Source organism: Flavobacterium sp., assembly GCF_023151265.1.
Lineage (GTDB): Bacteria > Bacteroidota > Bacteroidia > Flavobacteriales > Flavobacteriaceae > Flavobacterium.
Map to the genome: position 1 here is coordinate 1 of NZ_JAKLJH010000020.1, position 26,962 is coordinate 26,962.

Here is a 26,962-nt window from a genome sequence, read left to right on the forward strand (position 1 = left end):
GAACATCAAAATCGCAATTATCACACGCCCGAAAGTTATTGCAACAACAAATCACCGACTTAAAAAACAAATTAAATGGAACCAAATAAAATAGATAATCAAATAAGAGAAAAGCTGAATGCTAGAGAAATTCAGCCTTCTGTTCAAGCTTGGGATCGCTTAGATGCAATGCTTACGGTTTCAGAAGGAAAAAAGCCAAAGAAAGGTTACGGATGGTTTTTTGTAGCCGCTTCTACGATACTTTTTTTCGGATTGGGATTTTTCCTTTTCAATTCAAACGAAACGACAAAAATTAATAATTCAACACCAATTGTAACAACTATCAACGAAGAAATTGACACGGTTGAATCCAATAAAATAAATGAAATTTCAGTTGAAAATGTAAAATCTGTTTTGGTTCAGAATGAAATAAATAAATCAAAGCCGGCAAGAAATATAAAATCAGTCGAAACAAATAAAGAGACAAAGTCAGAAAGTGTTTTGGAAGAAAAAATCACTCCCAACTCCCAACTCCCAACTCCCAATTCATACAAATACGTTTCTCCAGAAAATTTATTAGCCGAAGTTCAAACAGGTGAAAAAGTAATCACCTCAGATAAAAAAATAAGTACAAAGCATAAAATGAAAGTAGATGCTAATTCGTTACTAACAAACGTTGAAAAAGAATTAGACGAAAATCACAGAGAAACTACTTTAGATAAGTTAAATAGAAAGTTTAAAGATGCCAAATCGGCATTAGCCAATAGAAATTACGAATAATAAAAATCATCATTAATCAAAAATCAAACAGTCATGCAAAAAATTATTTTGTACACCATCGTTATTGTGTTTAGTTTCCTAACAAAAGCGGTTGCGCAAGAAAAAACATTTGAGCAACAAGCCAAAGAAATCGCGAATAACATCGAAATGATTACCACCGAAGAGAAAAACGCTTTAAAAAAAGAAGTTGAAGCCATTGATTTGCAAGTTAAAGAAGGTAAAATATCTGCAGAAAAAGGACAAGAGTTAAAACTAAAAATTGCAGAAGAACGCGCAAAAAACATCGAAACTAAAGTAGCTATTGAAGAAGCTAAATTAGCACAATTGGTACAAGACAAAGTAGATGGAAAAATTGTAGATTCTGTCGAAGAATCTAAAAGAGGTGGTACAACTATTATTTTAGGAGGAAATAAAAATGATTCAATCGGTAAAAATAAAACCGAAATCAATTTAGGTTCCATGAAAATCTACAATGGTGAAAAAGACAAAGCTGAAAGAAAATCTAAAAGAACAACATCACAATTTGTTTTTGCATTTGGTTTAAATAATGTAATTACTGAGGGTGAAAATCTAGAAGATTCAGATTACAGAGTTTGGGGTTCGCATTTTTATGAATGGGGGATTACTTACAATTCAAGAATTTTCAAAAACAACAATTTGCTTCACGCTAAATACGGACTTTCATTAATGTATAACAATCTTCGTCCTACGGATAATCGTTATTTTGTTAAAAATGGTAATCAAACAGATTTAGTTACATCAACTATAAAATTAGATGATTCTCGTTTTAGAAATGTGTATTTAACAGCGCCATTGCATTTAGAATTCGATTTTACACCAAAAAAACTTTCAAAAGACGGGACAAAAACAGACTTCAGAACACACGAGTCGGTTCGTTTAGGAATTGGAGGTTATGGAGGTGTTCGCATCAAGTCAAAACAAATTTTAAAATACGAAGCAGACGACATTAAAGTAAAAGAAAAACAAAAAGGAGATTTCAATGTTTCTGACTTTACTTACGGCTTAAGTGCTTATTTAGGATATGGTCAAACCAGTCTATATGTTAAATATGACTTAAATCCGATGTTCAAGAACAATAATATAGATCAAAACAACGTTTCATTAGGATTACGCTTTGATTTTAATTAAATTTAGGGTTAAGTTAAGTTCTCTGTTTAAAAAAGCACTTCAGCCATATGAAGTGCTTTTTTTGTTTTTAAATGATTTAGGTGCTAATAGCTGTATTTTTTAAAAACTTTGTAACTTGCCACTTTAAATTTAGAGATTTAATTTTGTCAAGCATAATTTGACTTAGTTTCTAAGCAATTCAACAGTTAAACACCTTAACGTTAAGTTTGATATCAAAAGACACCATAGAAAAAGTATTTGAAACCGCCCGAGTTGAGGAGGTTATTGGTGATTTTGTACAACTCAAACGCGCCGGAAGTAACTTGAAAGGATTGTCGCCGTTTGTGAACGAGAAATCACCTTCGTTTATGGTGTCGCCTGTGAAACAAATTTGGAAAGATTTTTCCTCTGGAAAAGGAGGAAATGCCGTGACTTTTTTAATGGAGCACGAACATTTTACGTATCCAGAAGCAATCAAATATTTAGCGGTAAAATACAATATTGAGATTGAAGAAACGGTTCAAACCGATGAAGATGTAGCGCAAGCCAATGAAAAAGAGAGTATGTATTTGGTTTCCGAATTCGCTCAGAAATATTTTCATCATACTCTACTAGAAACCGAAGAAGGAAAAGCTATCGGATTATCGTATTTTAAAGAACGTGGTTTTACTTCCGATACGATTAAGAAATTCGGATTAGGATATTCGCCTGAATCTTGGGATGCTTTTACCAAAGAAGCACTCGGAAAAGGATATAAACTAGAATATTTAGATAAAACCGGACTCTCAATTGTTAAGGAAGACAAGCAATTCGACCGATTCAAAGTTTTGGAGGTCGTATTTTGACCAATGATAAAAAAGCTGCAAAATACCTGAATTCACCTGAAAGTGATATTTACCACAAGAGTAAAGTTTTATACGGAATTTTCCATGCGAAGCAATCTATTGCTAAACTGAATAATTGTTATTTGGTAGAAGGTTATACGGATGTAATTCAAATGCATCAAGCGGGAATTGAAAATGTTGTAGCTTCATCTGGAACAGCTTTAACGCCTGATCAAATTCGTTTAATTAATCGTTTAACGCCAAATATAACGGTACTTTTTGATGGTGATGCGGCTGGACTTCGAGCTTCGATTCGTGGAATCGATTTGATTTTGGAAGCAGGAATGAACGTAAAAGTTTGTACGTTTCCTGATGGCGATGACCCAGATAGTTTTGCACGAAAAACTTCGTATGAAGATTTGTTGCAATATTTTGAAGATAATGCCAAAGATTTCATTCAGTTTAAAGCGTCTTTATTGATGCAAGAAGCCAAAAATGATCCAATCAAAAAAGCGGATTTAATTCGTGATATGGTCATCAGTATTTCTAAAATTCCAGACCGAATTAAAAGAGAAGTCTACATTAAGGAATGTTCCCGAATCATGGATATTTCCGAAGATGTACTTTTTAATACATTAGCGCAATTAGTAAAGAAAGATGTATCGGAAGCTAATAAACAATATAAAGAAGAACAAAAAGCTTTTGAAGTTGTAAGAAACGATATTGCTCAGCCAACAACTAAAGTAGATATTCAATACGAATTGGAACATAAAATCATTCAGATTTTGTTGTTGTATGGTGACAAAGAAGTAGAGTTTGAAGATACTATTTTAGCTCAAAATGAAGATGGAGAAATGGTTGAAGTAAAAGAGCAAAATAATTACAAAGTATATCAACGTGTTTATTTGAGTTTACAAGAAGATGAGGTAGAATTAGCTAACCCAATTTTTAAAGCAATTTTTAATCATTTAATTGCGTATTTTAATGAAAATGAGGTTTTTGAATTGGATAAATACTTGATGCAATTACCTGAGGAATTAGCGCAAGAAGTCACCACGATTCTTATGAATGAAGAACGTGAGGTATTACACAATTGGGAAGTACAACAAATCTATGTAAAACAAAAAGAAACCACGATAAGCCAATACGTAACCGAGACGATTATCACATTGCGATGGTATTTAGTCAATAACATTATCGACGATTTGAAAAATTCAATTTCAACCGACGTGAACTCTGATAATTCAGAAACTCTGGAAATGGTAATGGCTTATTTGGGGTTAACACATATCTTTTCTAAAAACTTGGGTAGAGTTTTATCAAGATACAATTAAATTACATCTAAATCTTTTGCTTTTTTTAATAAGTCTACTAAGTTGGTTACATTTAATTTTGCCAACAAGCGCAACTTGTACGTACTGATTGTTTTTTCATCCAAACCAAGAATTTGAGCAACTTCTTTGTTTTTCTTACCGTCGTTAAGGTAGCGTAGTACTTCGATTTCTCTAGTAGATAATTTCTTGAACAAACGCTCCGATTTTTTCCCTTTACTAAGCATTTCAATGCTTTTCTTAACAGTTTCGCTAAAGATGACTTTGCCTTCTGTTACTTTTGTTATTGTAGCCTCTAGATCTTTTAAATCACTTTTTTTGGAAACGTAAGCTGAGACTCCTGCTTTAATTGCTGTTGGGGCATACATTTGTTCGGAAACATTTGTAAACAAAACAATTTTTGTTTCAGGAAAATCTTTCAGCAAGCTTTTGATGTCTCTAATGCTCGACAAACCATCTAATTCTACATCGAGAATAAGAATGTCACAACGTTTTGCTTCTAAAAGTGAAAGTAAAGATTCTAAGTTTTTAGCCGATGCAATAACTTCCATTCTGCTGTTACCATGAAAATACGACTGTAATCCATGGCTTACAACAGGTAAACTGTCTGCTATACCTATTTTGATCATAACTAAAAAATTATATTATTCGTAATATAAGGTCAAAGTTACTAAAAAAAAATGTAAATACTTGTTAATTATGAAGATAATTATTTAAGATTTTTCGGAATTTGACAAATTGGGATAGGATTCATTTTGTGTTGATTGATTGTATTAAGCCTTTTGTAAATTTTAAAAACTTCGGCTTCTCTTCCCGAAAAATTTTCAATAGTTTTTCCGTTTTCTACTTGATTCATAGCCCATTCCAGCTCGTTGTAATCAGCGCCAATCTGATCTTCGTCGCTTCTGTCGTCTCCAAACAAACCATCTGTTGGTTTGGCTTTTAAGATACTTTTTGGAACTTGTAAAAATTCGGCAAGTAATTGTACTTCGCTTTTTACTAAATCTGCAATCGGACTAATATCAACGCCGCCGTCGCCATATTTTGTAAAAAATCCTACACCAAAATCCTCTACTTTATTTCCAGTTCCTGCAACTAATAAGCCGTGAATTCCTGCAAAATAATATAAAGTTGTCATTCGCAAACGCGCACGAGTATTGGCTAACGATAAATTCAAAACAGCTTCATTTTCTGAAGACGGAACTTGGTTTTTAAACGTTTCAAAAACGGGAGTCAAATCGGCTCTTTCGTTAAAAACATTTGGGAAACGTTTTTTTAATTGGTCAATATGTTCGTTGGCTCTATTTACATGACTTTCTGCTTGGTGAATTGGCATTTCAACACAAAGTGTTGGTAAACCTGTTTGTGCACACAAGGTAGATGTTAGTGCGCTATCAATTCCACCCGAAATTCCCACAACAAAACCCTTTACTTTTGCGTTAGTAGCATAATCGAGTAACCATTTTACAATATGTTGGTTGATTTTCTCGGCTTGAAAGTTGTTGGAATTTGTCATTTTTTTATGAAAATTTATAAGTCGATAACTGTATATTTGCAAACTAATTTTGGTTCGATAAAAGTATAAAAAATACACTATATGAAGAAATTATTATTTGCCCTTGTAGCAATTTCTCTATTTTCATGCAAAGAAGAGAGTAAAGTAGAAGAGGCAGTAGCTAAAATTCCAATTGAATTTAAAGTAGAACGTTTTGATAGAATTTTTTGGACTTCAAAACCAGAAGATTTACAAAAAGTAAAAGCACAATATCCGTATTTTTTCCCATCGCATATTCCAGATTCAATATTAATTAATAAATTAAAGGATCCATTGTTGAAAGAGCTTTACAGTGAAGTTCAAATGCAATATCCTGAATTAGGAAAAATTGAAACCGACTTAGAAAAACTATTTGCGCATGTGCAATATTATTTTCCAAAGTACAAAACACCTCGCGTTATTACTTTAATTAATGAAGTAGATACAGATGGAAGAGTTTTTTATACTGATACGCTGGCATTAATTTCGTTAGATTGTTATTTAGGAAAAGACCACCGTTTTTACGTGGATTTTCCAGAATTTAAAAAGCCAGAAATGGAGCGAAATCAAATTTTACCAAATTTAGTAACTAGTTTTTGTTACGGAAAAATTGCTTCGCCAACAGATAGAACTTTATTGTCTGCTATGATTTATTATGGAAAAGAATTGTACATGAAAGATAAGTTAATTCCAGAATATTCAGATGCTGATAAAATTGGTTATACCGATATGCAAATCAAATTCTGTCAAGAAAATGAATATTACATGTGGAGTAATTTGGTTGAAAATAAATTATTATTCGATTCCAATCCTAAGAATGAATTACGATTTATAAAACCAGCTCCGTTTTCAAGATTTTATATTGAAATTGACAATCAAACACCAGGAAGAGTGGGGCAATGGTTAGGCTGGCAAATCGTTAGAAGTTATATGGAAAACAATGATGATGTAACTTTAGAGCAATTATTAGCAATGGATGCTAAAACCATCTTCGATAATTCAAAATACAAACCAAAGAAGCAATAAATATGAAAACATCAGATATAAAAATCACCGTAGGTTTAGATGAAAATAACGTTCCTGATAAATTATTATGGACAGCACAAGATGGTGGCGTAGAGCAAGAAGAAGCAAAAGCAATGTTGTTATCAGTTTGGGATAGCAAAGCAAAAGAAACCCTTCGTATAGATTTATGGACAAAAGATATGCCAGTTGATGAAATGAAACAATTCTTTCACCAAACATTAGTTGCAATGGCGGATACTTTTCAACGCGCAACTGCCGATGAGAAAATGTCAGATACCATGCGCGATTTCTGTGATTACTTCGCTGAAAAAATGGATTTAAAAGCATAAAAAAAGTCGCTAGAAATAGCGACTTTTTTGTTGGATTTATTTTTTAAACAAATCCATTATCTTTAAAAATATCTTCATTAATTTGACCGATATATTCTAAAATTCCTTCTCTTCCAATAGCTTCCAATGATGAGGTAACAAAATAAGGAGGCATTTCCGCCCAGTCACCAGCTAACAATTGTTTCTTGTAAGCTTCCACATGATTGTTGACCTTGTTTTTTCCAAGTTTATCTGATTTGGTAAAAATAATCGCAAACGGAATTTCGCTTTCTCCCAAATATTCCATGAATTCTAAATCAATTTTTTGAGCTTCTAATCGAATGTCGATTAAAACAAAGGCGCAAACTAATTGCTCTCTTTGTTCAAAATAATCCATAATAAATTGTTGGAAAACAGCTTTAGTTTTCTTAGAAACTCGGGCATAACCATAACCTGGTAAATCCACTAAAAACCAATTATTATTTATTTTAAAGTGATTGATTAACTGTGTTTTTCCTGGTTTTGACGATGTTTTTGCCAAATTTTTATGGTTGGTCAACATGTTAATCAATGATGATTTCCCAACGTTGGAACGACCAATAAATGCGTATTCAGGTAAGCGATCTTTTGGACATTTGTCTACTTCTGAATTACTAATTACGAATTCGGCGGTATTAATTTTCATAAGCTATAAAATAAAATTCCCCAAAAAGGGGAACTATTATAAATTCTTCTTTTGTAACCAATCAAACAAAATTTGATTGAACTCTTCTGGATGCTCCATCATGGCAGCATGTCCACATTTGTCAATCCAAAATAATTCAGAATTTGGTAATAATTTATCAAACTCTTCAGCTACATTTGGTGGTGTTACTTTGTCATTTCTTCCCCAAATAATACAAGTTGGAGTAGTCATTTTTGGTAAATCTTTCGCCATATTATGACGAATAGCACTCTTAGCAATTGTTAAAGTTTTAATCAATTTGATTCTATCATTAACTGTTGCAAAAACTTCGTCAACAATTTCTTTAGTTGCTATTTCTGGATTATAAAAAACGTCTTCGGCTTTCTTTTTAATGTATTCATAGTCACCACGTTTTGGGTAACTTTCACCCATTCCACTTTCATATAATCCAGAGCTTCCTGTAATAACTAATGCTTTTACAAGTTCTGGATACATTTTAGTAAAATACAAACCAATATGTCCGCCCAACGAGTTTCCAACAAGAATTACTTGATCAAATCCTTTGTGAACAATAAAGTCTTTTACAAATTTTGAAAAGGCTTTAACGTTGGTTTTTAAAATATTTTGTGTGTAAATAGGTAATTCTGGAATTACCACTTTATATCCTTTAGGAGGAAAAAAATTAGCCACACCATCAAAATTACTAAGGCCGCCCATTAAACCATGAAGAATGATTATTGGGGTTCCTTCGCCAGCTTCAAAATAGGTGTATTTTTTTTCTTTTCTTAACATAAATTCCACTTAAGGTATTAGTTCTAATGATTGACAAATATACTATTTTATTGAAGAAAGTAAAGAAAAAAATGAAAGGCTAATTTTCGTGCTTTTACAGCTTGTAAAATGTTAGTTATCAACAATTTTATTAAAATTTTAACTAAAATAGTGTAAATCGGCTTAGTTGATTTTAAAGCTCCAAATCTTCTCAATTCTTGATTTTGCAAATAATATTTTGTTAAAAGTGGAAAACAGCGTTTTAAAATCTAAAAACTTATTAACAAAGTGGTAGTTTGTGGTAAAAAGTGGTAAAATTTTTCTAAATTTGTCCATATTCTAATCGAAAGAAAAAGTTGAAAACATTAATCGGAACATACGAGTGTAAAGTGGATGCCAAAGGAAGGCTGATGCTACCTACGTCGCTAAAGAAACAATTGGGTTCTTTAGAGGAAGGTTTCGTGTTAAAACGTTCGGTTTTTCAGCCGTGTTTGGAGTTATTTCCAATGGCGGAATGGAATAAAATGATGTTGAAAATCAATAAGCTAAATCGTTTCAATAAAAAGAATGACGATTTTATCAGAAGATTTACAGCAGGAGTTAAAATGATTGAGATTGATGCAACAGGGCGACTTTTAATTCCGAAAGATTTAGTGGTTTTTGCTCAAATAGATAAAGATGTTGTATTGAATTCAGCTATCAATATTATCGAAATTTGGGATAAAGATAAATACGAAAATGCGATTGAAAACGCTGTGGGTGATTTCGCAGATTTGGCAGAAGAAGTAATGGGTAATTTTAATGACGACGAAGATGGAATATCATAATCCAGTATTGTTAAAAGAAACAGTTGATGGATTGAATATTCATCCTGATGGTGTGTATGTGGATGTTACTTTTGGTGGTGGCGGTCACTCGAGAGAAATTATGAGTCGTTTGGGTAAAAATGGAAAGCTATTCGCTTTCGACCAAGATTTAGATGCTTTAAAAAATGCAATTGACGACGAGCGATTTACTTTAATCAACGAAAATTTTAGATTTATAAAACGATTTTTACGTTTCCACGGAATTAAGCAAGTAGATGGAATTTTAGCTGATTTAGGCGTTTCATCACACCAATTTGATGTAGCTGAAAGAGGTTTTTCAACCCGTTTTGATGCCGAATTGGATATGCGAATGAATCAAAAAGGCGATATCAGTGCATATCACGTAGTAAACGAATACGATGAACAAGATATTGCAAGAGTTTTGTTTGATTATGGCGAATTAAAAAACGCAAGAGCGATGGCAAATGTAATCGTAACCGCTCGAAAAGATAAAGAAATCCGTAATTCGGACGAATTGAAAAAAGTTTTGGCGAAATTTTTACCTGGACATAAAAGCAATAAAATTTTGGCTCAAATATACCAAGCCATTCGTATTGAAGTCAATCAAGAAATGGATGTGTTGAAAGAATTTTTAGAACAATCATTAGAGATTCTAAAACCAGGCGGAAGATTGAGTGTTATCTCATATCACTCATTAGAAGATAGATTGGTAAAGCGTTTTGTAAAAAACGGCATGTTTGAAGGAGAACCAGAACGTGATTTCTTCGGAAATTTTGAAGTTCCTTTTAAAACCATCGAAAAACTAATCGTACCAACCGAAGAAGAAATTGCAATAAACAATAGAGCACGAAGCGCAAAATTAAGAGTAGCCGAAAAATTATAAAGTATGAAAGACGGAATTTACAGTTTATTAAAAGCCAAGTTTCTTGTTAGTGATGATGCTCTTAAGAACTGGAAATTTATTGTTTTTCTTGTGGTTTTAGGAATGGTTGCTATTGCAAATAATCATCAATACGATGAAAAAAATTACCGAATTACTGAATTAAGCAATCAAGTTAAAGAATTGCGTTCTGAATTTGTAGACCGTCGTTCTGAATTGATGAAATTAAAAATGGAATCTACGGTAGCAAAGAAAATGGAATCACGAAATATTTTGCCTTCCGAAGTTCCGCCAGTAAAAATCGTTGTTGAAGATAAAGAAAGTAAAAAAAGTTTTTGGGATAAATTAAAAATATGGCAATAGAAGATAAAAAAATATCGTATCGCATGTATTTTGTAGCTGTTATGTTTTTCATAATGGCTGTATTTATTTTGATAAAACTTAACAATATTCAATGGGTTGAAGGGCCTTATTACAGAAAATTAGCAAAAGAAAGAACCGTTAAGAATTTCACTATTCCAGCAAATAAAGGAAATGTATATTCTGCTGACGGAAGTTTATTAGCAACATCAATTCCAGAATACACGATTTATTTTGATGCGGTGGCACCATCTTCAGAGCATTTCAAAGAAAATATTCAAGCACTTTCAGATTCGTTATCGGTTATGTTTGGAAAATCATCCGGACATTATCAAGCTAAATTGCAAAAAGCGAGAGCTAATAAAAGTCGCTATGTTTTTATTGCAAAAAAATTAAGCTATACTGAACAAATGCGTTTGAAATCGTTTCCATTATTTAATAAAGGAGCAAACAAAGGCGGAATCATCATTGAACAAAAAATAGTAAGAGAACACCCAATTGGTTTGGTAGCAAAAAGAACTATTGGTTACGAACGTTCAAATGAAGATGGTAAAGGTTTGGAATACGCTTTTCGCGATTATTTAAACGGAAAAAACGGCCACAGAATGATGCAAAAAATTGCAAAAAATCAGTGGAAACCTATTAGCGATGTAAATGAAAAAGAGCCTCAAGATGGTTATGATATTATTTCAACGATTGATGTTTACATTCAAGATATTGCACATCATGCCTTATTGAAGCAATTGGAACATTACAGCGCTGATCACGGTTGTGTGGTGGTTATGGAAACCAAAACAGGACACATTAAAGCCATTTCAAATTTAGGAAGAGCAGATGATGGTTCATATTATGAAACTCAAAATTATGCAATTGCAGAATCTCACGAACCAGGTTCAACATTCAAATTAATGGATTTGATTGCGGTTTTAGATGACAAAAAAGCGGATACGAGTACGGTTTATGATTCAAATGGAGGTAGAATTCAATATTATGGAAGATCTGTTAAAGATTCTAATGGAAAAGGTTACGGAAAAATTTCTTTAGCAAGAGGATTTGAGTTGTCATCCAACACCATTTTAGTACAATCAGTTTATGATAGTTACAAGAGTAATCCAAAACAATTTGTAGATAGAATCAACAGTTACGGATTAAATAAGCCTCTTGGTTTGCCAATAAAAGGAGAAGGAATTCCAGTTATTCCTCAGCCAGGAACAAATCGTTGGTCGGGAGTAGCTTTACCATGGATGGCTTTTGGTTATGGATTATCAGTAACTCCGTTGCAAACTTTGACATTATATAACGCAGTTGCTAATGATGGAGTAATGGTAAAACCAATTTTCGTAAGCGAAATCAAAGAATGGAATAAAACCATCAAGAAATTTGACACCCAAGTAATCAATCCAAAAATATGTTCACAAGAAACTTTAGATAAAGTTCATGCCGTTTTGGAAAATGTAGTAAAGAAAGGAACGGGTTCTAAATTGTATTCGAAAGATTTCTCAATGGCTGGAAAAACAGGAACAGCTCAGGTGAATTATAAAGACAAATCAAAATTATATTATGCTTCTTCTTTTGTTGGATATTTTCCAGCAGACGAACCTAAATATTCTTGTATCGTAGTAGTTCACAAACCAAATGTTGCCGCTGGATATTACGGAGCCGATGTTGCTGGACCCGTTTTTAAAAGAATCGCACAAAAAATATTTACTGATTCTCCATCAACAAATCATGTAAAAAACATCGATGCTAAAGTAGTTTCTCAAGAAAAAAACTATTCAGAATATTATAAAAAAGTAGAAAAAGAAGAGCGAATTATTCCAAATGTAAAAGGAATGGACGGTATGGACGCTGTGTCTTTGTTAGAAAATTTAGGATTAAAAGTAAAAGTTATTGGTGTGGGAAAAGTAAAAAAACAATCACTAACATCGGGGCAAGCTTTTAACAAAAATCAAACTATTATAATCGAATTATCGTGAAGCAATTAAAAGACATATTATATAAAGTACACATTGAAGCAGTTCATGGAGCTACCGATATTACTGTTTCAAAAATTGAATTCGATTCGAGAAAAATTGAATTGAACGATGTTTTTGTAGCCATCAGAGGAACGCTTTCTGACGGTCATGATTATATTGAAAAAGCATTAAGTTTGGGTGCGATTGCGGTAATTTGTGAAGAATTTCCAAGTGTAATTGTAAACGGTGTTACCTATATTAAAGTAAAAGATTCTAACGAAGCTTTAGCTTTTTTGGCAGCTAATTACTACGAAAATCCTTCTGAAAATATCAGATTAGTTGGTGTAACAGGAACGAATGGTAAAACAACGATTGCTTCATTATTATATCAATTATTCAAAAAAGCAGGTTACAAAGTTGGATTGTTATCAACCGTAAAAATTATGGTTGACGAACAAGAATTCAAAGCAACACACACAACTCCAGATTCTTTAACTATCAACAAGTATTTAGATTTGATGGTGCAAGAAGGTTGCGAATTTTGCTTTATGGAAGTTTCTTCGCATGGCGTTCATCAAAAAAGAACCGAAGCCTTACATTTTGAAGGTGGTGTTTTTACCAATTTATCACACGATCATTTAGATTACCACAATACGTTTGCTGAATACAGAGATGTAAAAAAATCATTCTTTGATAATTTACCAAAATCTGCTTTTGCAATTACCAATATCGACGATAAAAATGGTTTGGTAATGTTGCAAAATACAAAAGCTAAGAAATTGACTTACGCTTTAAAATCGTATGCCGATTACAAAGCGCAAATCTTAGAAAATCAATTATCAGGATTGTTGTTGAAAATCAATGATAATGAAGTTTGGGTGAAATTAATCGGTTCGTTCAACGCATATAATTTATTAGCGATTTACGGAGTTGCAGTAGAATTAGGAATCGAAAAAGTAGAAGCGTTACGTTTGCTTTCAGAATTAGAAAGTGTTTCAGGACGATTCCAGTTTATTGTTTCCGATTCTAAAATTACCGCAATTGTAGATTATGCCCACACACCAGATGCTTTAGAAAATGTATTAAAAACCATTGAAGATATTCGTACAAAAAACGAACAATTAATTACAGTTGTTGGTTGTGGTGGCGATAGAGATAAAACCAAAAGACCAATTATGGCTCACATTGCTTCATCAATGAGCGACAAAGCCATTTTTACGTCAGATAATCCAAGAACCGAAAATCCTGAAACAATTATCGAAGAAATGGAAAAAGGAGTAGAGCCTCAAAATTTCAAGAAAACAGTTTCGATTTTAGATAGAAAACAAGCCATTAAAACCGCTTGTCAATTGGCAAATCCAAATGATATTATTCTTATCGCAGGAAAAGGTCATGAAACTTATCAAGAAATAAACGGAGTCCGTCATGATTTTGATGATTTGCAAATAGTAACCGAATTATTACAACAATTAAACAAATAAAAGCCAATAATTAACCTTTAAAACTAAGCAAACAATATGTTATATTACATCTTTCAATACTTAGACAAAGCCTTTGATGTTCCTGGAGCAGGAGTGTTTCAATACATTACTTTTCGCTCGGCATTAGCTTTTATTTTGTCGTTGTTAATTGCTACGATTTACGGTAAAAAAATCATCAACTATTTGAGAAATCAACAAGTAGGTGAAACCGTTCGTGAACTTGGTTTAGAAGGTCAAACCGCTAAAGCAGGAACGCCAACAATGGGAGGAATTATCATCATTTTGGCGACTTTAATTCCGGTTTTGTTATTGGCGAAGTTGAATAACATTTACATCATTTTATTGATTGTAACCACACTTTGGATGGGAACCATCGGTTTTATTGATGACTATATCAAAATTTTCAAGAAAGATAAACAAGGTTTAAAAGGAATTTTCAAAGTTATTGGGCAAGTTGGTTTAGGTTTAATCGTTGGAACTGTTTTATATTTTAGTCCAGATGTTACGGTTAGAAAAGACACTTTAACTTCAAGAGTAAAAATCGAAAACAACATCAAACCAGCAGATTTAGAAGAAAAATCTACCGCAACAACGATTCCGTTTATGAAAAATAACGAATTCGACTATGCAGAAGTACTTTCATTTATGGGAGATGATTATAAAAATTATGCTTGGTTGATTTTCATTCCAATGGTAATTTTAATTATCACAGCAGTTTCAAACGGAGCAAATTTAACCGATGGAATCGATGGTTTAGCCGCAGGAACTTCCGCAATTTCGGTACTAACGCTCGGATTGTTCACGTTCGTTTCGGGTAATATCATTTTCTCTGATTATTTGAATATTATGTACATTCCAAATTCAGGTGAAATGACGGTTTATATTGCCGCTTTCGTTGGAGCTTTGGTTGGATTTCTTTGGTATAATGCGTATCCAGCATCAGTATTTATGGGCGATACTGGAAGTTTAACTATTGGTGGAATCATCGCTGTAATAGCCATTTCTATTCGTAAAGAATTAATGATTCCAGTAGTTTGCGGAATTTTCTTAGCCGAAAATTTATCGGTAATTCTACAAGTGAGTTATTTTAAATATACCAAAAAGAAATACGGAGAAGGAAGACGAATTTTCCTAATGTCACCATTGCATCACCATTATCAGAAAAAAGGCTATCACGAAAGTAGAATTGTAACCCGCTTTTGGATTGTCGGAATTCTGTTAGCGATTTTCTCACTGGTTTCTTTAAAATTAAGATAAGATGCGACTGGTAGTTTTAGGCGGAGGCGAAAGTGGAGTAGGAACCGCCATTTTAGGAAAGAAAAAAGGATACGATGTTTTTGTGTCGGATTTTGGAAAAATAAAAGAAAATTACAAAGAAGTTCTTACCATTAATGGAATCGCTTGGGAAGATGAAAAGCATACAGAAGAATTAGTTCTGAATGCCGATGTAGTAATGAAAAGTCCAGGAATTCCCGAAAAAGCTCCTATCGTAAAAAAGCTTATCGAAAAAGGAATTCCAGTAATTTCTGAAATCGAGTTTGCTATTCAATTTACGGATGCAACAACGGTTGGAATCACAGGAAGCAACGGAAAAACAACGACAACGCTTTTAACCTATCATTTGTTAAAACAAGGTGGATTGAATGTTGGATTAGCGGGAAATATTGGAAAAAGCTTCGCTTGGCAAGTGGCCGAGAACAAGCACGATATTTATGTGTTAGAGTTGAGTAGTTTTCAATTAGATGGTATAATCAATTACAAGCCACACATCGCGATTATTACAAATATTAGCCCAGACCATTTAGACAGATACAATTACGATTACAGTTTATACATCAATTCAAAATTTAGAATTACAAAAAATCAAACAGAAGCCGATTATTTGATATATGATAATGAAGACGAAGCGATTCAAAATTGGTTAAAAAACAACAAAATTAAAGCAAATAAAGTTCCTTTTTCATTAACAGGAAAACCTGAAAACGACGGAGGATATATAGAAGACAACAACATCAACAGTACCATTAAAAACGAATTATTTACTATGCCAATCAACGAACTAGCACTAGAAGGAAAACACAACATTAAAAATGCAATGGCAGCAACTGCTGTGGCGCAATTGTTGAACATTAGAAAACAAACTATCAGAGAAAGTTTGACTAATTTCCAAGGAGTAGAGCACCGATTAGAAAAAGTATTAAAGATTCAAGGTGTACAGTACATTAACGACTCTAAGGCTACGAATGTGAATTCGGTTTTTTATGCTTTAGATAGTATGAATACTCCAACCGTTTGGATTGTAGGTGGTGTTGATAAAGGAAATGATTATGATGAATTAATGCCATTAGTTCGTGAAAAAGTTAAAGCTATCGTTTGTTTGGGTGTTGATAATACAAAAATCATAAATGCATTTAACAATGTAGTAGATGTAATGGTAGAAACAACTTCAATGTCTGAAGCAGTTCAATTAGCGCAACGTTTAGCAGAAAAAGGAGATAGCGTTTTGTTATCACCAGCATGTGCAAGTTTCGATTTATTCGAAAACTACGAAGACAGAGGAAAACAATTTAAACAAGCCATTTACAATTTATAATAACGCATCAAAATGTTCGATATCATTGGTAAAATAAGAGGAGATAAAACCATTTGGGCCATAGTTTTTCTATTGGCACTTATCTCGTTTTTGCCAGTGTATAGCGCTAGTACTAATTTAGTTTACGTTATTGGAAACGGAACTACTATCGGACATTTAATTAAACATGCTATCCATGTTTTGTTGGGTTTTGTGATTATTTATTGGATTCACAAAATGCCCTATCATTACTTCAAAGCCTTGTCCATTTTTGGAATTCCTTTGGTAGCCTTATTGTTAGTTTACACATTATTTAAAGGAACAGAAATTGGTGGAGCAAATGCCAGTCGTTGGATTCAAATTCCATTTGTGGGAGTTAGTTTTCAAACTTCTACTTTGGCATTTATTGTTATAATGGTTTATGTGGCGCGCTATTTAGCAAAAGTTAGCGATAAAGTATATTCGTTTAAAGAATCATTTTTAGAATTATGGGTGCCTGTTGGAGCGGTTTTGGTATTGATTTTACCTGCCAACTTTTCTACAACAGCCTTAATTTTTGCAATGATTTGCATGTTAATTTTCATCGGACAATATCCTTTAAAATATTTAGGATATGTTTTAGCGATGGGAGTTTCAGCTATGTTGTTGTTTATATTATTAGCAAAAGCTTTTCCAGATAATAAGTTTTTTAGCCGTGTAAATACTTGGGAGAATCGTATCGAGCGTTTTACAAAAGACACCCCAAATGAAGATGATTACCAAATTGAAAAAGCAAAAATCGCCATCGCTTCAGGTGGAGTAATTGGGTTAGGAGCAGGAAAAAGTGTTCAGAAAAATTTCTTACCGCAATCTTCTTCCGATTTTATTTTCGCAATTATTGTGGAAGAATGGGGATTAGTCGGTGCAGTAACTATCATTGGATTGTATTTGTTGTTATTAATTCGATTTGTTATCAATGCTCAAAAAGCGTCAAGTTTATTCGGAAAATTATTAATCATCGGACTCGGATTCCCAATCATATTTCAAGCATTTGTGAATATGGGAGTTGCCGTAGAATTATTGCCAGTAACAGGGCAACCTTTACCCTTGATTAGTAGTGGAGGAACTTCAATTTGGATGACATGTATCGCTGTTGGAATTATTCTAAGTGTTACCAAAAAAGAAGAAGAAGTTGCTTTAGATTTAGAAGAAAAACGCAAACGTGATGAAGCTTTACAGCAAATTATTGATGCGCAAGTGGCTTTGAATGAAGAGAAAGAAGCCGATGAAAATCAGCAAAAAATAAACGATATTAAAAGTTCGATTAGAGAATCTTTAATCGAAGATGAAAACGGAGATGTGTTAGTAAACGGACAAAATCCGATGAACGCAGTTTTAAATAAAAAGTAATGAAAAAACCAAGATTCATAATAAGCGGAGGCGGAACTGGCGGACATATTTATCCAGCTGTTGCGATTGCAAACGAATTAAAATCTCGTTTTCCAGAAGCAGAGTTTCTTTTTGTAGGTGCCAAAGATAAAATGGAAATGCAAAAAGTACCTCAAGCAGGTTACGCCATCAAAGGATTATGGATTTCGGGAATTCAACGAAAACTGACTTTAGATAATGCGATGTTTCCATTCAAACTGCTTTCAAGTATGTGGAATTCATTCCGAATTATCAAAAGTTTTAAACCCGATGTAGTAATTGGAACTGGAGGTTTTGCCAGCGGAGCCGTTTTGAAAGTGGCATCAATGTTGGGTATTCCAACAGTTATTCAAGAGCAAAATTCGTATCCAGGAATCACGAATAAATTATTGGCTAAAAAAGCGAATAAAATTTGTGTCGCTTACGAAAATTTGGAACGATTTTTTCCAAAAGATAAAATGATTTTAACTGGAAATCCAGTGCGTCAAGATTTGATAAACGAAGCAAGCAAAAGTGAAGCTATCGCTTATTTTAAATTAGATGCTAATAAAAAAACACTATTGGTTTTAGGTGGAAGTTTAGGTGCTAGAAGAATCAATCAATTGATTGAAAAAGAATTGGATTTTCTATTGAGTCAAAACATTCAAATAATATGGCAATGCGGAAAATTGTATTTCGACGAATATAAAAAGTATAACGATAAAAGCCCCTCTGTTGGAGGGGTTGGGGAGGCTGTTCAAGTAGTAGCTTTTATTGATAGAATGGATTTGGTTTATGCTGCTGCGGATATTGTAATTTCTCGTTCAGGTGCATCATCCGTTTCGGAATTGTGTATTGTGGGAAAACCAACTATTTTTATTCCATCACCAAATGTTGCCGAAGATCATCAAACAAAAAACGCTAAAGCAATTTCAGATAAAAACGGAGCTATTTTGATTAGAGAATCAGAATTAGAAACGCAATTTGAAACGGTTTTTTCCGATTTAATTTCAAGCGAAAAGAAACAAGCAGAATTAAGTCAAAACATAAAAAAATTAGCACTGCCAAATGCTACAAAGCAAATTGCAGACGAAATAATGAAATTAGTTTAAATGTTTTCAATTTCTAAAACTTGGAACTTGAAACCTGAAACAAAATAATATGAATCTAAATCAAATACATAACGTTTATTTCATCGGCATCGGAGGCATCGGAATGAGTGCTCTTGCTCGCTATTTTCAATACATTGGGAAAAAAGTAGTGGGTTATGACAAAACACCAACGCAGTTAACAGATGAGTTGCAAGAAATTGGTTTAGAAATTCATTTTGAAGATAATATCAGCTTAATTCCAACCGATTTCTATGTTGAAAATACCTTGGTAATCGTAACGCCAGCCGTTCCAGTTTCACATTCTGAATGGAATTATTTTATAGAAAGAGGATATACCATTAAAAAACGTGCTGAAGTTTTAGGAATCATTACAAAAGACACATATTGCTTCGCCGTTGCAGGAACTCACGGAAAAACGACAACTTCAAGTATTCTAGGTCACGTTTTATACGAAAGTGGTGTTGATGTTACCGCTTTTTTAGGTGGAATAGTTGAAAATTATAATTCTAATTTAATCGGTTCTGGAAAAACAGTTACGGTTGTTGAAGCGGATGAATTTGATCGTTCGTTTTTGCATTTACATCCAAACGTTTCTTGTGTAACTTCAATGGATGCCGACCATTTAGATATTTATGGTGATGCAGCAAGTATTGAAGAATCATTTAGAGAATTCGCAGCTAAAACGCCAGGCGAAAATTTATACATAATCAAAGGATTACCACTAGAAGGAAATACGATTGGAGTAAATAATGATGCAGATTTTTCTGCTCAAAACATCCGAATTGAAAACGGATTTTATGTATTCGATGTAAAAACACCAACTGAAGTAGTTCAAAATGTAAAATTTGGGTTGCCAGGTCATCATAATTTGACTAATGCTTTGTTAGCTTTTGCTATGGCGAAATCTTATGGTGTTTCCAATGAAAAAATCATTGCAGCATTAGCAAGTTTTAAAGGAGTTAGAAGACGTTTTTCTTTCCAAATTAGAGAAGAAAAATTGGTTTATATTGATGATTACGCACATCATCCAACCGAAATTAACGCGGTGCATCAAGCGGTTCGTGAATTGTATCCGGGTAAAAAAATCATCGCTGCTTTTCAACCTCATTTATTCAGTAGAACGAAAGATTTTGTAGATGGTTTTGCAGAAAGTTTAAGTCAATTCGACGAGGTTTTATTATTGGAAATTTATCCGGCTCGCGAGTTGCCAATGGAAGGAGTAAATTCGACTTGGTTGTTGAATAAAATTAACAATCCAAATAAGAGATTAGTCAGCAAAGACGAGTTGTTCACGGCTTTTGAAAATTCAGATGCCGATGTGTTTGTAACGATTGGTGCGGGCGACATTGGTGAGCTAGTAAAAGATCTAAAAAAAAGCGCTTCATGAGAAGAATTAATTGGCATACTATTCGCTTGGTGTTAATCATTTTTGCTATGATTTTTCTGTACTCTTTTTCTTCGAAGAGGAATAGTCAGCGTAAAATCAGTAAGATAGATATCAAATTTGAGTCGAATGAGAATATGTTTTTAACACATGAAATGGTTAATAACTTGTTAATACAAAATTTTGGAGGGGCTTCAACAATCCAAAAAGATAAATTAGATTTGAATACTTTAGAAACTGTTCTCGATGATCACGAGATGATTGAAAAAGCACAAGTTTTTTCAACAGTAGACGGATTTCTAAATACGCGTATTACTCAAAAGACCCCAATCGTAAGAGTTATTACTGATGCTGATAGTTACTATCTTGATTCAAAAGGAGATAGAATGTCATTATCGGAAAATTTTTCAGCACGTGTTCCGCTGGTTGTCGGCGCAATAAGTGGAGAAAATTGTAAGCCATTTTTGAAGTTGTTTAACGAAATCAAAAAAGATGATTTCTTGAGCAAAAACATTACGGCTGCTAGGATTATGCCTTCTGGAAATGTGGTATTAACCAACAGAAGTTATGATTATAAAATAGTATTTGGGCAACCAAAAAATGTGGAAAGAAAGTTTAAGAATTATAAAGCTTTTTACCATCATGCTATTAGAGATACATTGATTAAAAATTATAAAGAAGTAAACTTGATGTTTACACAACAAGTGGTTTGTAAGAAATAGGTGAAGTTATGAACAAAGACAACATTGCAGTAGGATTAGACATTGGTACAACTAAGATTGTAGCAATGATAGGGAAGAAGAATGAATACGGAAAGCTTGAGATTCTAGGAATAGGAAAATCAAAAAGTTTAGGTGTTCACAGAGGTGTTGTAAATAATATTACACAAACCATTCAGTCGATTCAGCAAGCGGTTACCGATGCTGAAAATGATTCGGGTTATAAAATTAATGATGTAGTTGTAGGTATTGCAGGACAACACATCCGTAGTATTCAACATAGTGATTACATCAGTCGCCCAAATGCAGAAGAAGTAATTGGTGATGCTGATATTGATACGTTAATTGGACAAGTTCATAAATTAGCGATGTTGCCAGGTGAAGAAATTATTCACGTGTTGCCACAAGAGTTTAAAATTGACGGTCAAGCCGAAATTAAAGAGCCTATCGGAATGTACGGTGGAAGATTAGAATCTAGTTTCCATGTAGTAGTAGGTCAAGCAGCTTCGATTCGCAATTTAGGAAGATGTATTAAAAGTGCCGGATTAGAATTATCTGGATTAACACTAGAACCATTAGCTTCGGCTGATGCAGTATTGAGTCAGGAAGAAAAAGAAGCAGGAGTTGCTTTAATTGATATAGGTGGTGGAACAACCGATTTAGCCATTTTTAAAGATGGAATCATTCGTCATACAGCAGTTATTCCTTTTGGAGGAAACGTGATTACGGAAGATATTAAAGAAGGATGTTCAATCATCGAAAAACAAGCAGAGTTATTAAAAACTCGTTTTGGTTCAGCTTGGCCAGGAGAAAATAAAGACAACGAAATTGTTTCTATTCCGGGATTAAGAGGTAGAGAGCCAAAAGAAATTTCGCTAAAAAACTTGTCAAAAATTATTCACGCAAGAGTGGTGGAAATCATAGAACAAGTATATGCCGAAATTAAATTATACGGACACGAAGATCCTAAGAAAAAACTAATTGCAGGTATTGTTTTAACTGGAGGTGGAGCGCAATTGCAACACATCAAACAATTGGTTGAATACATTACTGGAATGGATACTAGAATTGGTTATCCAAACGAGCATTTAGCTGGAGATTCAGACGAAGAATTGTCAAGTCCTTTATATGCTACAGCGGTTGGATTAGTAATGAACAGTATTAGAAATAATACTAAAAGTGCTACTCCGTTTGTAGAAATGAAAAAAGAAGAACCAGTAGTGGTGGTTCGCCCTCAAATTGTGGTTGAAGAGCCAATTATTGAGGAAGAAAAAGAGGAGCCAAAAGCAACTCAACCTATCAAACACGAGACAACAGATGACAAAATCAAGCGTTCGTTTTTTGATAAATACATTGATAAGATTAAAGAATTTTTAGATAACGCAGAATAAAAGGAGATACTATGTCAGAATTTGGAAACATTTCATTCGATTTACCTAAAAACCAATCTAACGTAATTAAAGTAATTGGCGTTGGAGGTGGAGGTAGTAATGCCATAAACCACATGTTTAAACAAGGCATTAAAGGTGTTGATTTTATAGTTTGTAATACTGATTCTCAGGCATTGCAAAATAGCCCAGTACCAAATAAAATTCAGTTAGGTGTTAATCTTACTGAAGGTTTAGGAGCTGGAGCAAATCCTGAAGTAGGTCAACAATCTGCAATAGAAAGTATCGCTGAAATTGAAAAAATGTTGGATAGCAACACCAAGATGGTTTTCATCACCGCAGGAATGGGTGGAGGAACTGGAACGGGTGCGGCTCCTGTAATTGCGCAATTAGCAAAAGAGCGCGACATTTTAACAGTGGGTATTGTTACGATTCCTTTTCAATTTGAAGGAAAAGTTCGCTCTGAGCAAGCGTTAGCCGGAGTAGAACGTTTACGTAAGCAAGTAGATTCTTTAGTTGTTATCAATAATAATAAATTACGTGAAGTGTACGGAAACTTAGGTTTCAAAGCAGGTTTCTCTAAGGCTGACGAAGTGTTAGCTACTGCGTCAAGAGGAATTGCTGAAGTAATTACACATCACTATACACAAAATATTGATCTTAAAGATGCTAAAACCGTGTTGTCAAACAGCGGAACAGCAATTATGGGTTCTGCAACTGCATCAGGTTCTGATAGAGCAAAACAAGCAATTTCAAGCGCTTTAGATTCTCCTTTATTAAACGATAATAAAATTACAGGTGCGAAAAACGTGTTGTTGTTAATTGTTTCTGGAACAGATGAAGCTAACGAAATTACAATCGATGAAATCGGAGAAATCAATGATTTCATTCAGTCTGAAGCAGGTTACAACGCAAACATCATTATGGGTGTTGGTGAAGAAGAAGCTTTAGGAGAAGCTATTTCGGTAACAGTAATTGCTACAGGTTTTAACATTGAGCAACAAGCTGAAATCGTAAATACAGAGCCAAAGAAAATTATTCATTCATTAGAAGACGAACAAAAAATTGTGCACGAATTGTTAAACAAAACAATTGCAAGTCTTCCAGTTAATGAACCAATTTTTGAATCTCCAATTGAAACAGAAGTTAAAGCTGATATCATTAATCCAATTTGTGACGAAGTGGTAGAGCAAAAAATTGTTTTCACTTTAGAGGAAGAAGTTGAGCAGCCAAAGTTTGAAATTCATACTCCAGTAGCTCCAGCAATGGATTTAGTTCCAACTTCTGAATTAATCAAAAATATTGACGTTCAGTTTGAAGTAATTACGCCAAATGTAGCGCCAAAATTCGAAATTATCACACCACAAATCAGAGAAATTGAAGTAAAAGATCCTGAATTTGTTGTAGCTAAAGAAGAAGAAATCAGTTTTTCATTCGATTTATTTGCTGCAAAAGAAGAAGTAAAAGAAGTAACTCAAGAAAGTACTATTGTTTTTGAGTTAACTCCAGAAACACGTCAAATGGAAGTAAAAGATCCTATCAACGTAGTTCCAGTAACGGAAGTAAATCAAAACGGAATTATCAAATATTCTTTAGAAGATTATTTAGAAAAAGAAGAAGAGTTAGTAGCATCAAAACCTATCGAAGTAGTTAACGAACCTATCGATGAGGAATTGAACTTTACCATGAAAACAAATGTTCAAAAGTTTGAAGATGCAGCTCAATTAGATAACACTTCGCCTTTAGAAATGTCAATCGAAGAAACATTAAAATTCAGAGCTGAAGAACGTAAAAGAAAAATGAAAGAATTCAATCATAAATTCAACAACAATGCACAAATTGATGAATTTGAAAGAGTTCCAGCATACAAAAGAATGGGGTTTGATGTAACTTCTACACCAAACAACGCAAGCAATCAGTCTAGAATGTCATTAGGAATCGATAGTAACGATGATATCCAACTTCGTTCTAACAATTCGTTCCTTCACGATAATGTAGATTAATCTATTACAAACTAACCTACCCCTAAAACCCGAAGAGCAATTTTCGGGTTTTTTTATTACTTTTGCATTAGATTTTTTAGAACCTATTTCCAGCTGTTCATTTCAAGTTTTTTGGTTATCATGCCATTTTTCTAATTTTTTAAAAGAGCTTCTTAGGTCGCTTTTTAAAAAAAGAAAAATTCGCACAATAACTCAAAAAAGCTTTCCATTGCCATCTGGGGTAGCAAAGAAAAAAGAGGATAGAGAGTAAAAGCTAGGCATAACCAGAAACCAGAAACCAGAAACTTGAAACCTGAAACCTGAAACTTGAAACTTGAAACTTGAAACCTGAAACCTGAAACAAAAAATAACAATTAAACAATAAACATAAATATATGAGTTTAGAAGTAAAAATCATGGATCACATGAAAGAAGCCATGAAAGCAAAAGATTCAGTTGCATTAGAAGCATTAAGAGCTATCAAATCAGCAATTATTTTAGCAAAAACAGAAGCTGGTGCAGCAGATGGTTTATCAGAAGCAGACGAAATCAAAATGTTACAACGTTTGGTAAAAATGCGTAAGGATAGTGCAGAAATCTTCACAGCACAAAACCGTCCTGATTTAGCCGAACCAGAATTAGCTCAAATTGCTGTAATTGAGAAGTTTTTGCCAGCTCAATTGTCAGAAGCAGAAGTAGAAGCAATCATTGCAAAAATCATTGCAGAAACAGGTGCTTCAGGAATTGCATCAATGGGTAAAGTTATGGGCTTAGCGACAGCTCAAATTGGAGGGCAATCAGAAGGAAAAGTAATTTCTGGAATTGTAAAGAAACTTTTAGTTTAAATAAGAAGAAAGAGCAAAGATAAATGAGCAAAGATTGAGGTCTTTCTTCTTTTTTCTTTGCTCTATTCTCTTAAAAAATGGCTTCGTAGTTCAACTGGATAGAATATCAGATTTCGGCTCTGAGGGTTGGGGGTTCGAATCCCTTCGAGGTCACAAATAAACGTCAAGATTTCTTGACGTTTATTTTTTTTAAAACACATTATTTTACGTTATTTGTAAAACAGTCTCAAAATCTTATGCAAACGCCACCTGTTGAATACGAATTGTTTTTAGCTGACTACATTGCTATGTTTGTTGTGGTGGCGCCTTTTGCGGCAATTTTTTTTACATTTGCCTTTTATGTAACCGAAATTGTTTATCTACGGAATTATAAAAAACCTCTAGTAGTATTTGCTAATATTAATTTCTTAAAGTTAAGCGACTCACGTAAGCATATTTTAGCTTCAAATTTCCAGTTTTACAATCGATTAAGACCAAAATACAAACACTATTTTGAACATCGAGTAGCAAAGCTAATTTTGCATTATAATTTTGAAGGAAGAGATATAGAGGTTACCGAAGAAATGAAAGTAACTATATCTGCTACTTATGTAATGTTAACTTTTGGAATGCGCGAATATTTGAATCCTCTTTTTAAGCGAATTATTATTTATCCCGACATTTATTATTCTTCACAAAATGATAATTACCACAAAGGAGAATTTAATCCAAGAATGGAATGTGTTGTTTTCTCATGGAAACATTTCAAAGAAGGAATTGATATTACAAATGACAACCTTAACTTAGGATTACATGAATTTACTCATGCGTTTCATATTTATGCCTTAAAAAGTGATAAAGCAACTTTTGTTTTATTTAACGAATCACTTCAAAATTTATTCCGAGTAGTTTCAAAACCTGAAGTCAAACAACGTTTAGTTGAATCAGGTTTTTTACGTGATTATGCTTATGAAAATCAGTTTGAATTTGTAGCAGTTTTATTAGAGTATTTCTTTGAGTCTCCAGATGAGTTTAAGCTAAAATTTCCTTCTATATTTTTGAAGGTCAAGCACATGATTAATTACAATGAAAGATATTTTATTAACGAATAAGAGTTAAATATCTGACATAAATCATGTTTTGATGTTTGAATATTGAGTAACTTTATGTCAATAAATATTCAAGGTCATGAAACAAAAGGTTCCTGTGTCAACAATAATGACAAAAAATGTAGTAAAGTTAAATTTATCAGATGATTTAACTAAAGCTGAAATGCTATTCAAAAAGCATCATATACGACACATTCCGGTTGTTTATAGCAATAAGATTGTTGGGATGTTGAGTTATACCGATTTACTCCGTATTTCCTTTGCAGATGCAATCGACGACGATGAAGATGTGGTAGATACAACGGTTTATAATATGTTTACCGTTGAACAAGTAATGGCAAAAAAAATAGTTGCTATCTCTCCTGATACTACAATAAAGGAAGCAGCTGAGATTTTAGCTAAAAAAGAATTTCATGCACTTCCTGTTTGTGAAGAGGAGTTATTGGTAGGTATAATTACGACAACAGATTTAATTAAATACTTAATTGATCAATATTAATTTTTTAATAAATATAGTAGTATTAGAAATAATTATTATTTTTATAGGGTATAATAATTATTTCTAATATTATGAAAAAAACTACTCGAAAAAATGTATTAGCCGCATTATCAATGGC

General features: G+C 33.2%; 24 protein-coding genes, 1 tRNA gene and 1 pseudogene. 22 read left to right on the top strand and 4 right to left on the bottom strand.

Annotated features, from left to right (window positions below):
- Positions 1-75: 75 nt before the first annotated feature.
- From L6Q46_RS03210 to dnaG, 3 genes and pseudogenes are all read left to right on the top strand, one after another.
- Positions 76-759, top strand: a complete 684-nt coding sequence (locus L6Q46_RS03210) for a hypothetical protein (protein ID WP_291283089.1) — start codon at positions 76-78, stop codon at positions 757-759.
- Positions 760-792: 33 nt separating this feature from the next.
- On the top strand, positions 793-1,908 hold the full coding sequence (locus tag L6Q46_RS03215) for a hypothetical protein (protein WP_291283090.1): 1,116 nt from the start codon (positions 793-795) through the stop codon (positions 1,906-1,908).
- Between the two features lie 206 nt (positions 1,909-2,114).
- Positions 2,115-4,045: pseudogene (gene dnaG, locus L6Q46_RS03220) on the top strand (DNA primase).
- Here the strand turns inward: dnaG and L6Q46_RS03225 are convergent.
- The gene (locus L6Q46_RS03225) at positions 4,042-4,671 is read right to left on the bottom strand and encodes a response regulator transcription factor (RefSeq protein ID WP_111566052.1); all 630 of its coding nucleotides are present in this window, start codon (positions 4,669-4,671) and stop codon (positions 4,042-4,044) included. The pseudogene dnaG and the gene L6Q46_RS03225 sit on opposite strands and share 4 nt — an antisense overlap.
- A gap of 80 nt (positions 4,672-4,751) precedes the next feature.
- Positions 4,752-5,558: an NAD(+) synthase gene (nadE, locus tag L6Q46_RS03230; protein WP_291283091.1), complete on the bottom strand. Its 807-nt coding sequence runs from the start codon at positions 5,556-5,558 to the stop codon at positions 4,752-4,754.
- A gap of 81 nt (positions 5,559-5,639) precedes the next feature.
- Here nadE and gldB point away from each other — a divergent pair, with 81 nt between their 5' ends.
- Entirely contained in the window at positions 5,640-6,602 is a 963-nt protein-coding gene (gene gldB, locus L6Q46_RS03235) for a gliding motility lipoprotein GldB (protein WP_291283092.1), read from the top strand.
- A gap of 2 nt (positions 6,603-6,604) precedes the next feature.
- The gene (gldC, locus tag L6Q46_RS03240; protein WP_111566049.1) at positions 6,605-6,931 is read left to right on the top strand and encodes a gliding motility protein GldC; all 327 of its coding nucleotides are present in this window, start codon (positions 6,605-6,607) and stop codon (positions 6,929-6,931) included.
- Between the two features lie 43 nt (positions 6,932-6,974).
- Here the strand turns inward: gldC and yihA are convergent, their stop codons facing one another.
- A complete protein-coding gene (yihA, locus tag L6Q46_RS03245; protein ID WP_111566048.1) occupies positions 6,975-7,595 on the bottom strand; it encodes a ribosome biogenesis GTP-binding protein YihA/YsxC in 621 nt (206 codons plus the stop codon).
- 36 nt (positions 7,596-7,631) lie between these two features.
- The gene (locus tag L6Q46_RS03250) at positions 7,632-8,396 is read right to left on the bottom strand and encodes an alpha/beta hydrolase (RefSeq protein ID WP_181452337.1); all 765 of its coding nucleotides are present in this window, start codon (positions 8,394-8,396) and stop codon (positions 7,632-7,634) included.
- Positions 8,397-8,722: 326 nt separating this feature from the next.
- Between L6Q46_RS03250 and mraZ the strand changes: the two genes are divergently transcribed.
- The 17 genes from mraZ to L6Q46_RS03335 all read left to right on the top strand — a co-directional run bounded on the left by mraZ (position 8,723) and on the right by L6Q46_RS03335 (position 26,844).
- On the top strand, positions 8,723-9,193 hold the full coding sequence (gene mraZ, locus L6Q46_RS03255; protein WP_291283093.1) for a division/cell wall cluster transcriptional repressor MraZ: 471 nt from the start codon (positions 8,723-8,725) through the stop codon (positions 9,191-9,193).
- Positions 9,168-10,076 carry a 16S rRNA (cytosine(1402)-N(4))-methyltransferase RsmH gene (gene rsmH / locus L6Q46_RS03260; protein WP_291283094.1) on the top strand — a complete coding sequence of 303 codons (909 nt, stop codon included), beginning with the start codon at positions 9,168-9,170 and terminating at the stop codon, positions 10,074-10,076. The genes mraZ and rsmH overlap by 26 nt, the downstream gene beginning before the upstream one ends.
- A gap of 3 nt (positions 10,077-10,079) precedes the next feature.
- On the top strand, positions 10,080-10,436 hold the full coding sequence (locus L6Q46_RS03265; protein WP_111566044.1) for an FtsL-like putative cell division protein: 357 nt from the start codon (positions 10,080-10,082) through the stop codon (positions 10,434-10,436).
- Entirely contained in the window at positions 10,427-12,409 is a 1,983-nt protein-coding gene (locus tag L6Q46_RS03270; protein WP_291283095.1) for a penicillin-binding protein, read from the top strand. The genes L6Q46_RS03265 and L6Q46_RS03270 overlap by 10 nt, the downstream gene beginning before the upstream one ends.
- Entirely contained in the window at positions 12,406-13,869 is a 1,464-nt protein-coding gene (locus L6Q46_RS03275; protein ID WP_291283096.1) for a UDP-N-acetylmuramoyl-L-alanyl-D-glutamate--2,6-diaminopimelate ligase, read from the top strand. The genes L6Q46_RS03270 and L6Q46_RS03275 overlap by 4 nt, the downstream gene beginning before the upstream one ends.
- Positions 13,870-13,905: 36 nt before the next feature.
- The gene (gene mraY, locus L6Q46_RS03280; protein ID WP_291283097.1) at positions 13,906-15,126 is read left to right on the top strand and encodes a phospho-N-acetylmuramoyl-pentapeptide-transferase; all 1,221 of its coding nucleotides are present in this window, start codon (positions 13,906-13,908) and stop codon (positions 15,124-15,126) included.
- Between the two features lies 1 nt (position 15,127).
- Positions 15,128-16,462 carry a UDP-N-acetylmuramoyl-L-alanine--D-glutamate ligase gene (gene murD / locus L6Q46_RS03285; RefSeq protein ID WP_291283098.1) on the top strand — a complete coding sequence of 445 codons (1,335 nt, stop codon included), beginning with the start codon at positions 15,128-15,130 and terminating at the stop codon, positions 16,460-16,462.
- Between the two features lie 12 nt (positions 16,463-16,474).
- The gene (locus tag L6Q46_RS03290) at positions 16,475-17,830 is read left to right on the top strand and encodes an FtsW/RodA/SpoVE family cell cycle protein (protein WP_291283099.1); all 1,356 of its coding nucleotides are present in this window, start codon (positions 16,475-16,477) and stop codon (positions 17,828-17,830) included.
- Positions 17,830-18,939 (top strand): undecaprenyldiphospho-muramoylpentapeptide beta-N-acetylglucosaminyltransferase, encoded by a 1,110-nt coding sequence (gene murG, locus L6Q46_RS03295; protein WP_291283100.1) that lies wholly within the window; start codon positions 17,830-17,832, stop codon positions 18,937-18,939. The genes L6Q46_RS03290 and murG overlap by 1 nt, the downstream gene beginning before the upstream one ends.
- 49 nt (positions 18,940-18,988) lie before the next feature.
- The gene (murC, locus tag L6Q46_RS03300) at positions 18,989-20,326 is read left to right on the top strand and encodes a UDP-N-acetylmuramate--L-alanine ligase (protein ID WP_291283101.1); all 1,338 of its coding nucleotides are present in this window, start codon (positions 18,989-18,991) and stop codon (positions 20,324-20,326) included.
- Entirely contained in the window at positions 20,323-21,045 is a 723-nt protein-coding gene (locus L6Q46_RS03305; protein WP_291283102.1) for a cell division protein FtsQ, read from the top strand. The genes murC and L6Q46_RS03305 overlap by 4 nt, the downstream gene beginning before the upstream one ends.
- Before the next feature lie 8 nt (positions 21,046-21,053).
- Complete coding sequence (ftsA, locus tag L6Q46_RS03310) at positions 21,054-22,433, top strand: cell division protein FtsA (protein WP_111566035.1); 1,380 nt, start codon at positions 21,054-21,056, stop codon at positions 22,431-22,433.
- Between the two features lie 11 nt (positions 22,434-22,444).
- Positions 22,445-24,433 carry a cell division protein FtsZ gene (gene ftsZ / locus L6Q46_RS03315; protein WP_291283103.1) on the top strand — a complete coding sequence of 663 codons (1,989 nt, stop codon included), beginning with the start codon at positions 22,445-22,447 and terminating at the stop codon, positions 24,431-24,433.
- Positions 24,434-24,807: 374 nt separating this feature from the next.
- Complete coding sequence (locus tag L6Q46_RS03320) at positions 24,808-25,257, top strand: GatB/YqeY domain-containing protein (RefSeq protein ID WP_291283104.1); 450 nt, start codon at positions 24,808-24,810, stop codon at positions 25,255-25,257.
- 79 nt (positions 25,258-25,336) lie between these two features.
- Positions 25,337-25,410, top strand: a tRNA-Arg gene (locus L6Q46_RS03325).
- A gap of 83 nt (positions 25,411-25,493) precedes the next feature.
- Positions 25,494-26,348, top strand: coding sequence for a zinc-dependent peptidase (locus L6Q46_RS03330; RefSeq protein ID WP_291283105.1), 855 nt, complete (start codon positions 25,494-25,496; stop codon positions 26,346-26,348).
- Between the two features lie 76 nt (positions 26,349-26,424).
- On the top strand, positions 26,425-26,844 hold the full coding sequence (locus L6Q46_RS03335) for a CBS domain-containing protein (protein ID WP_111566031.1): 420 nt from the start codon (positions 26,425-26,427) through the stop codon (positions 26,842-26,844).
- Positions 26,845-26,962: the final 118 nt, after the last annotated feature.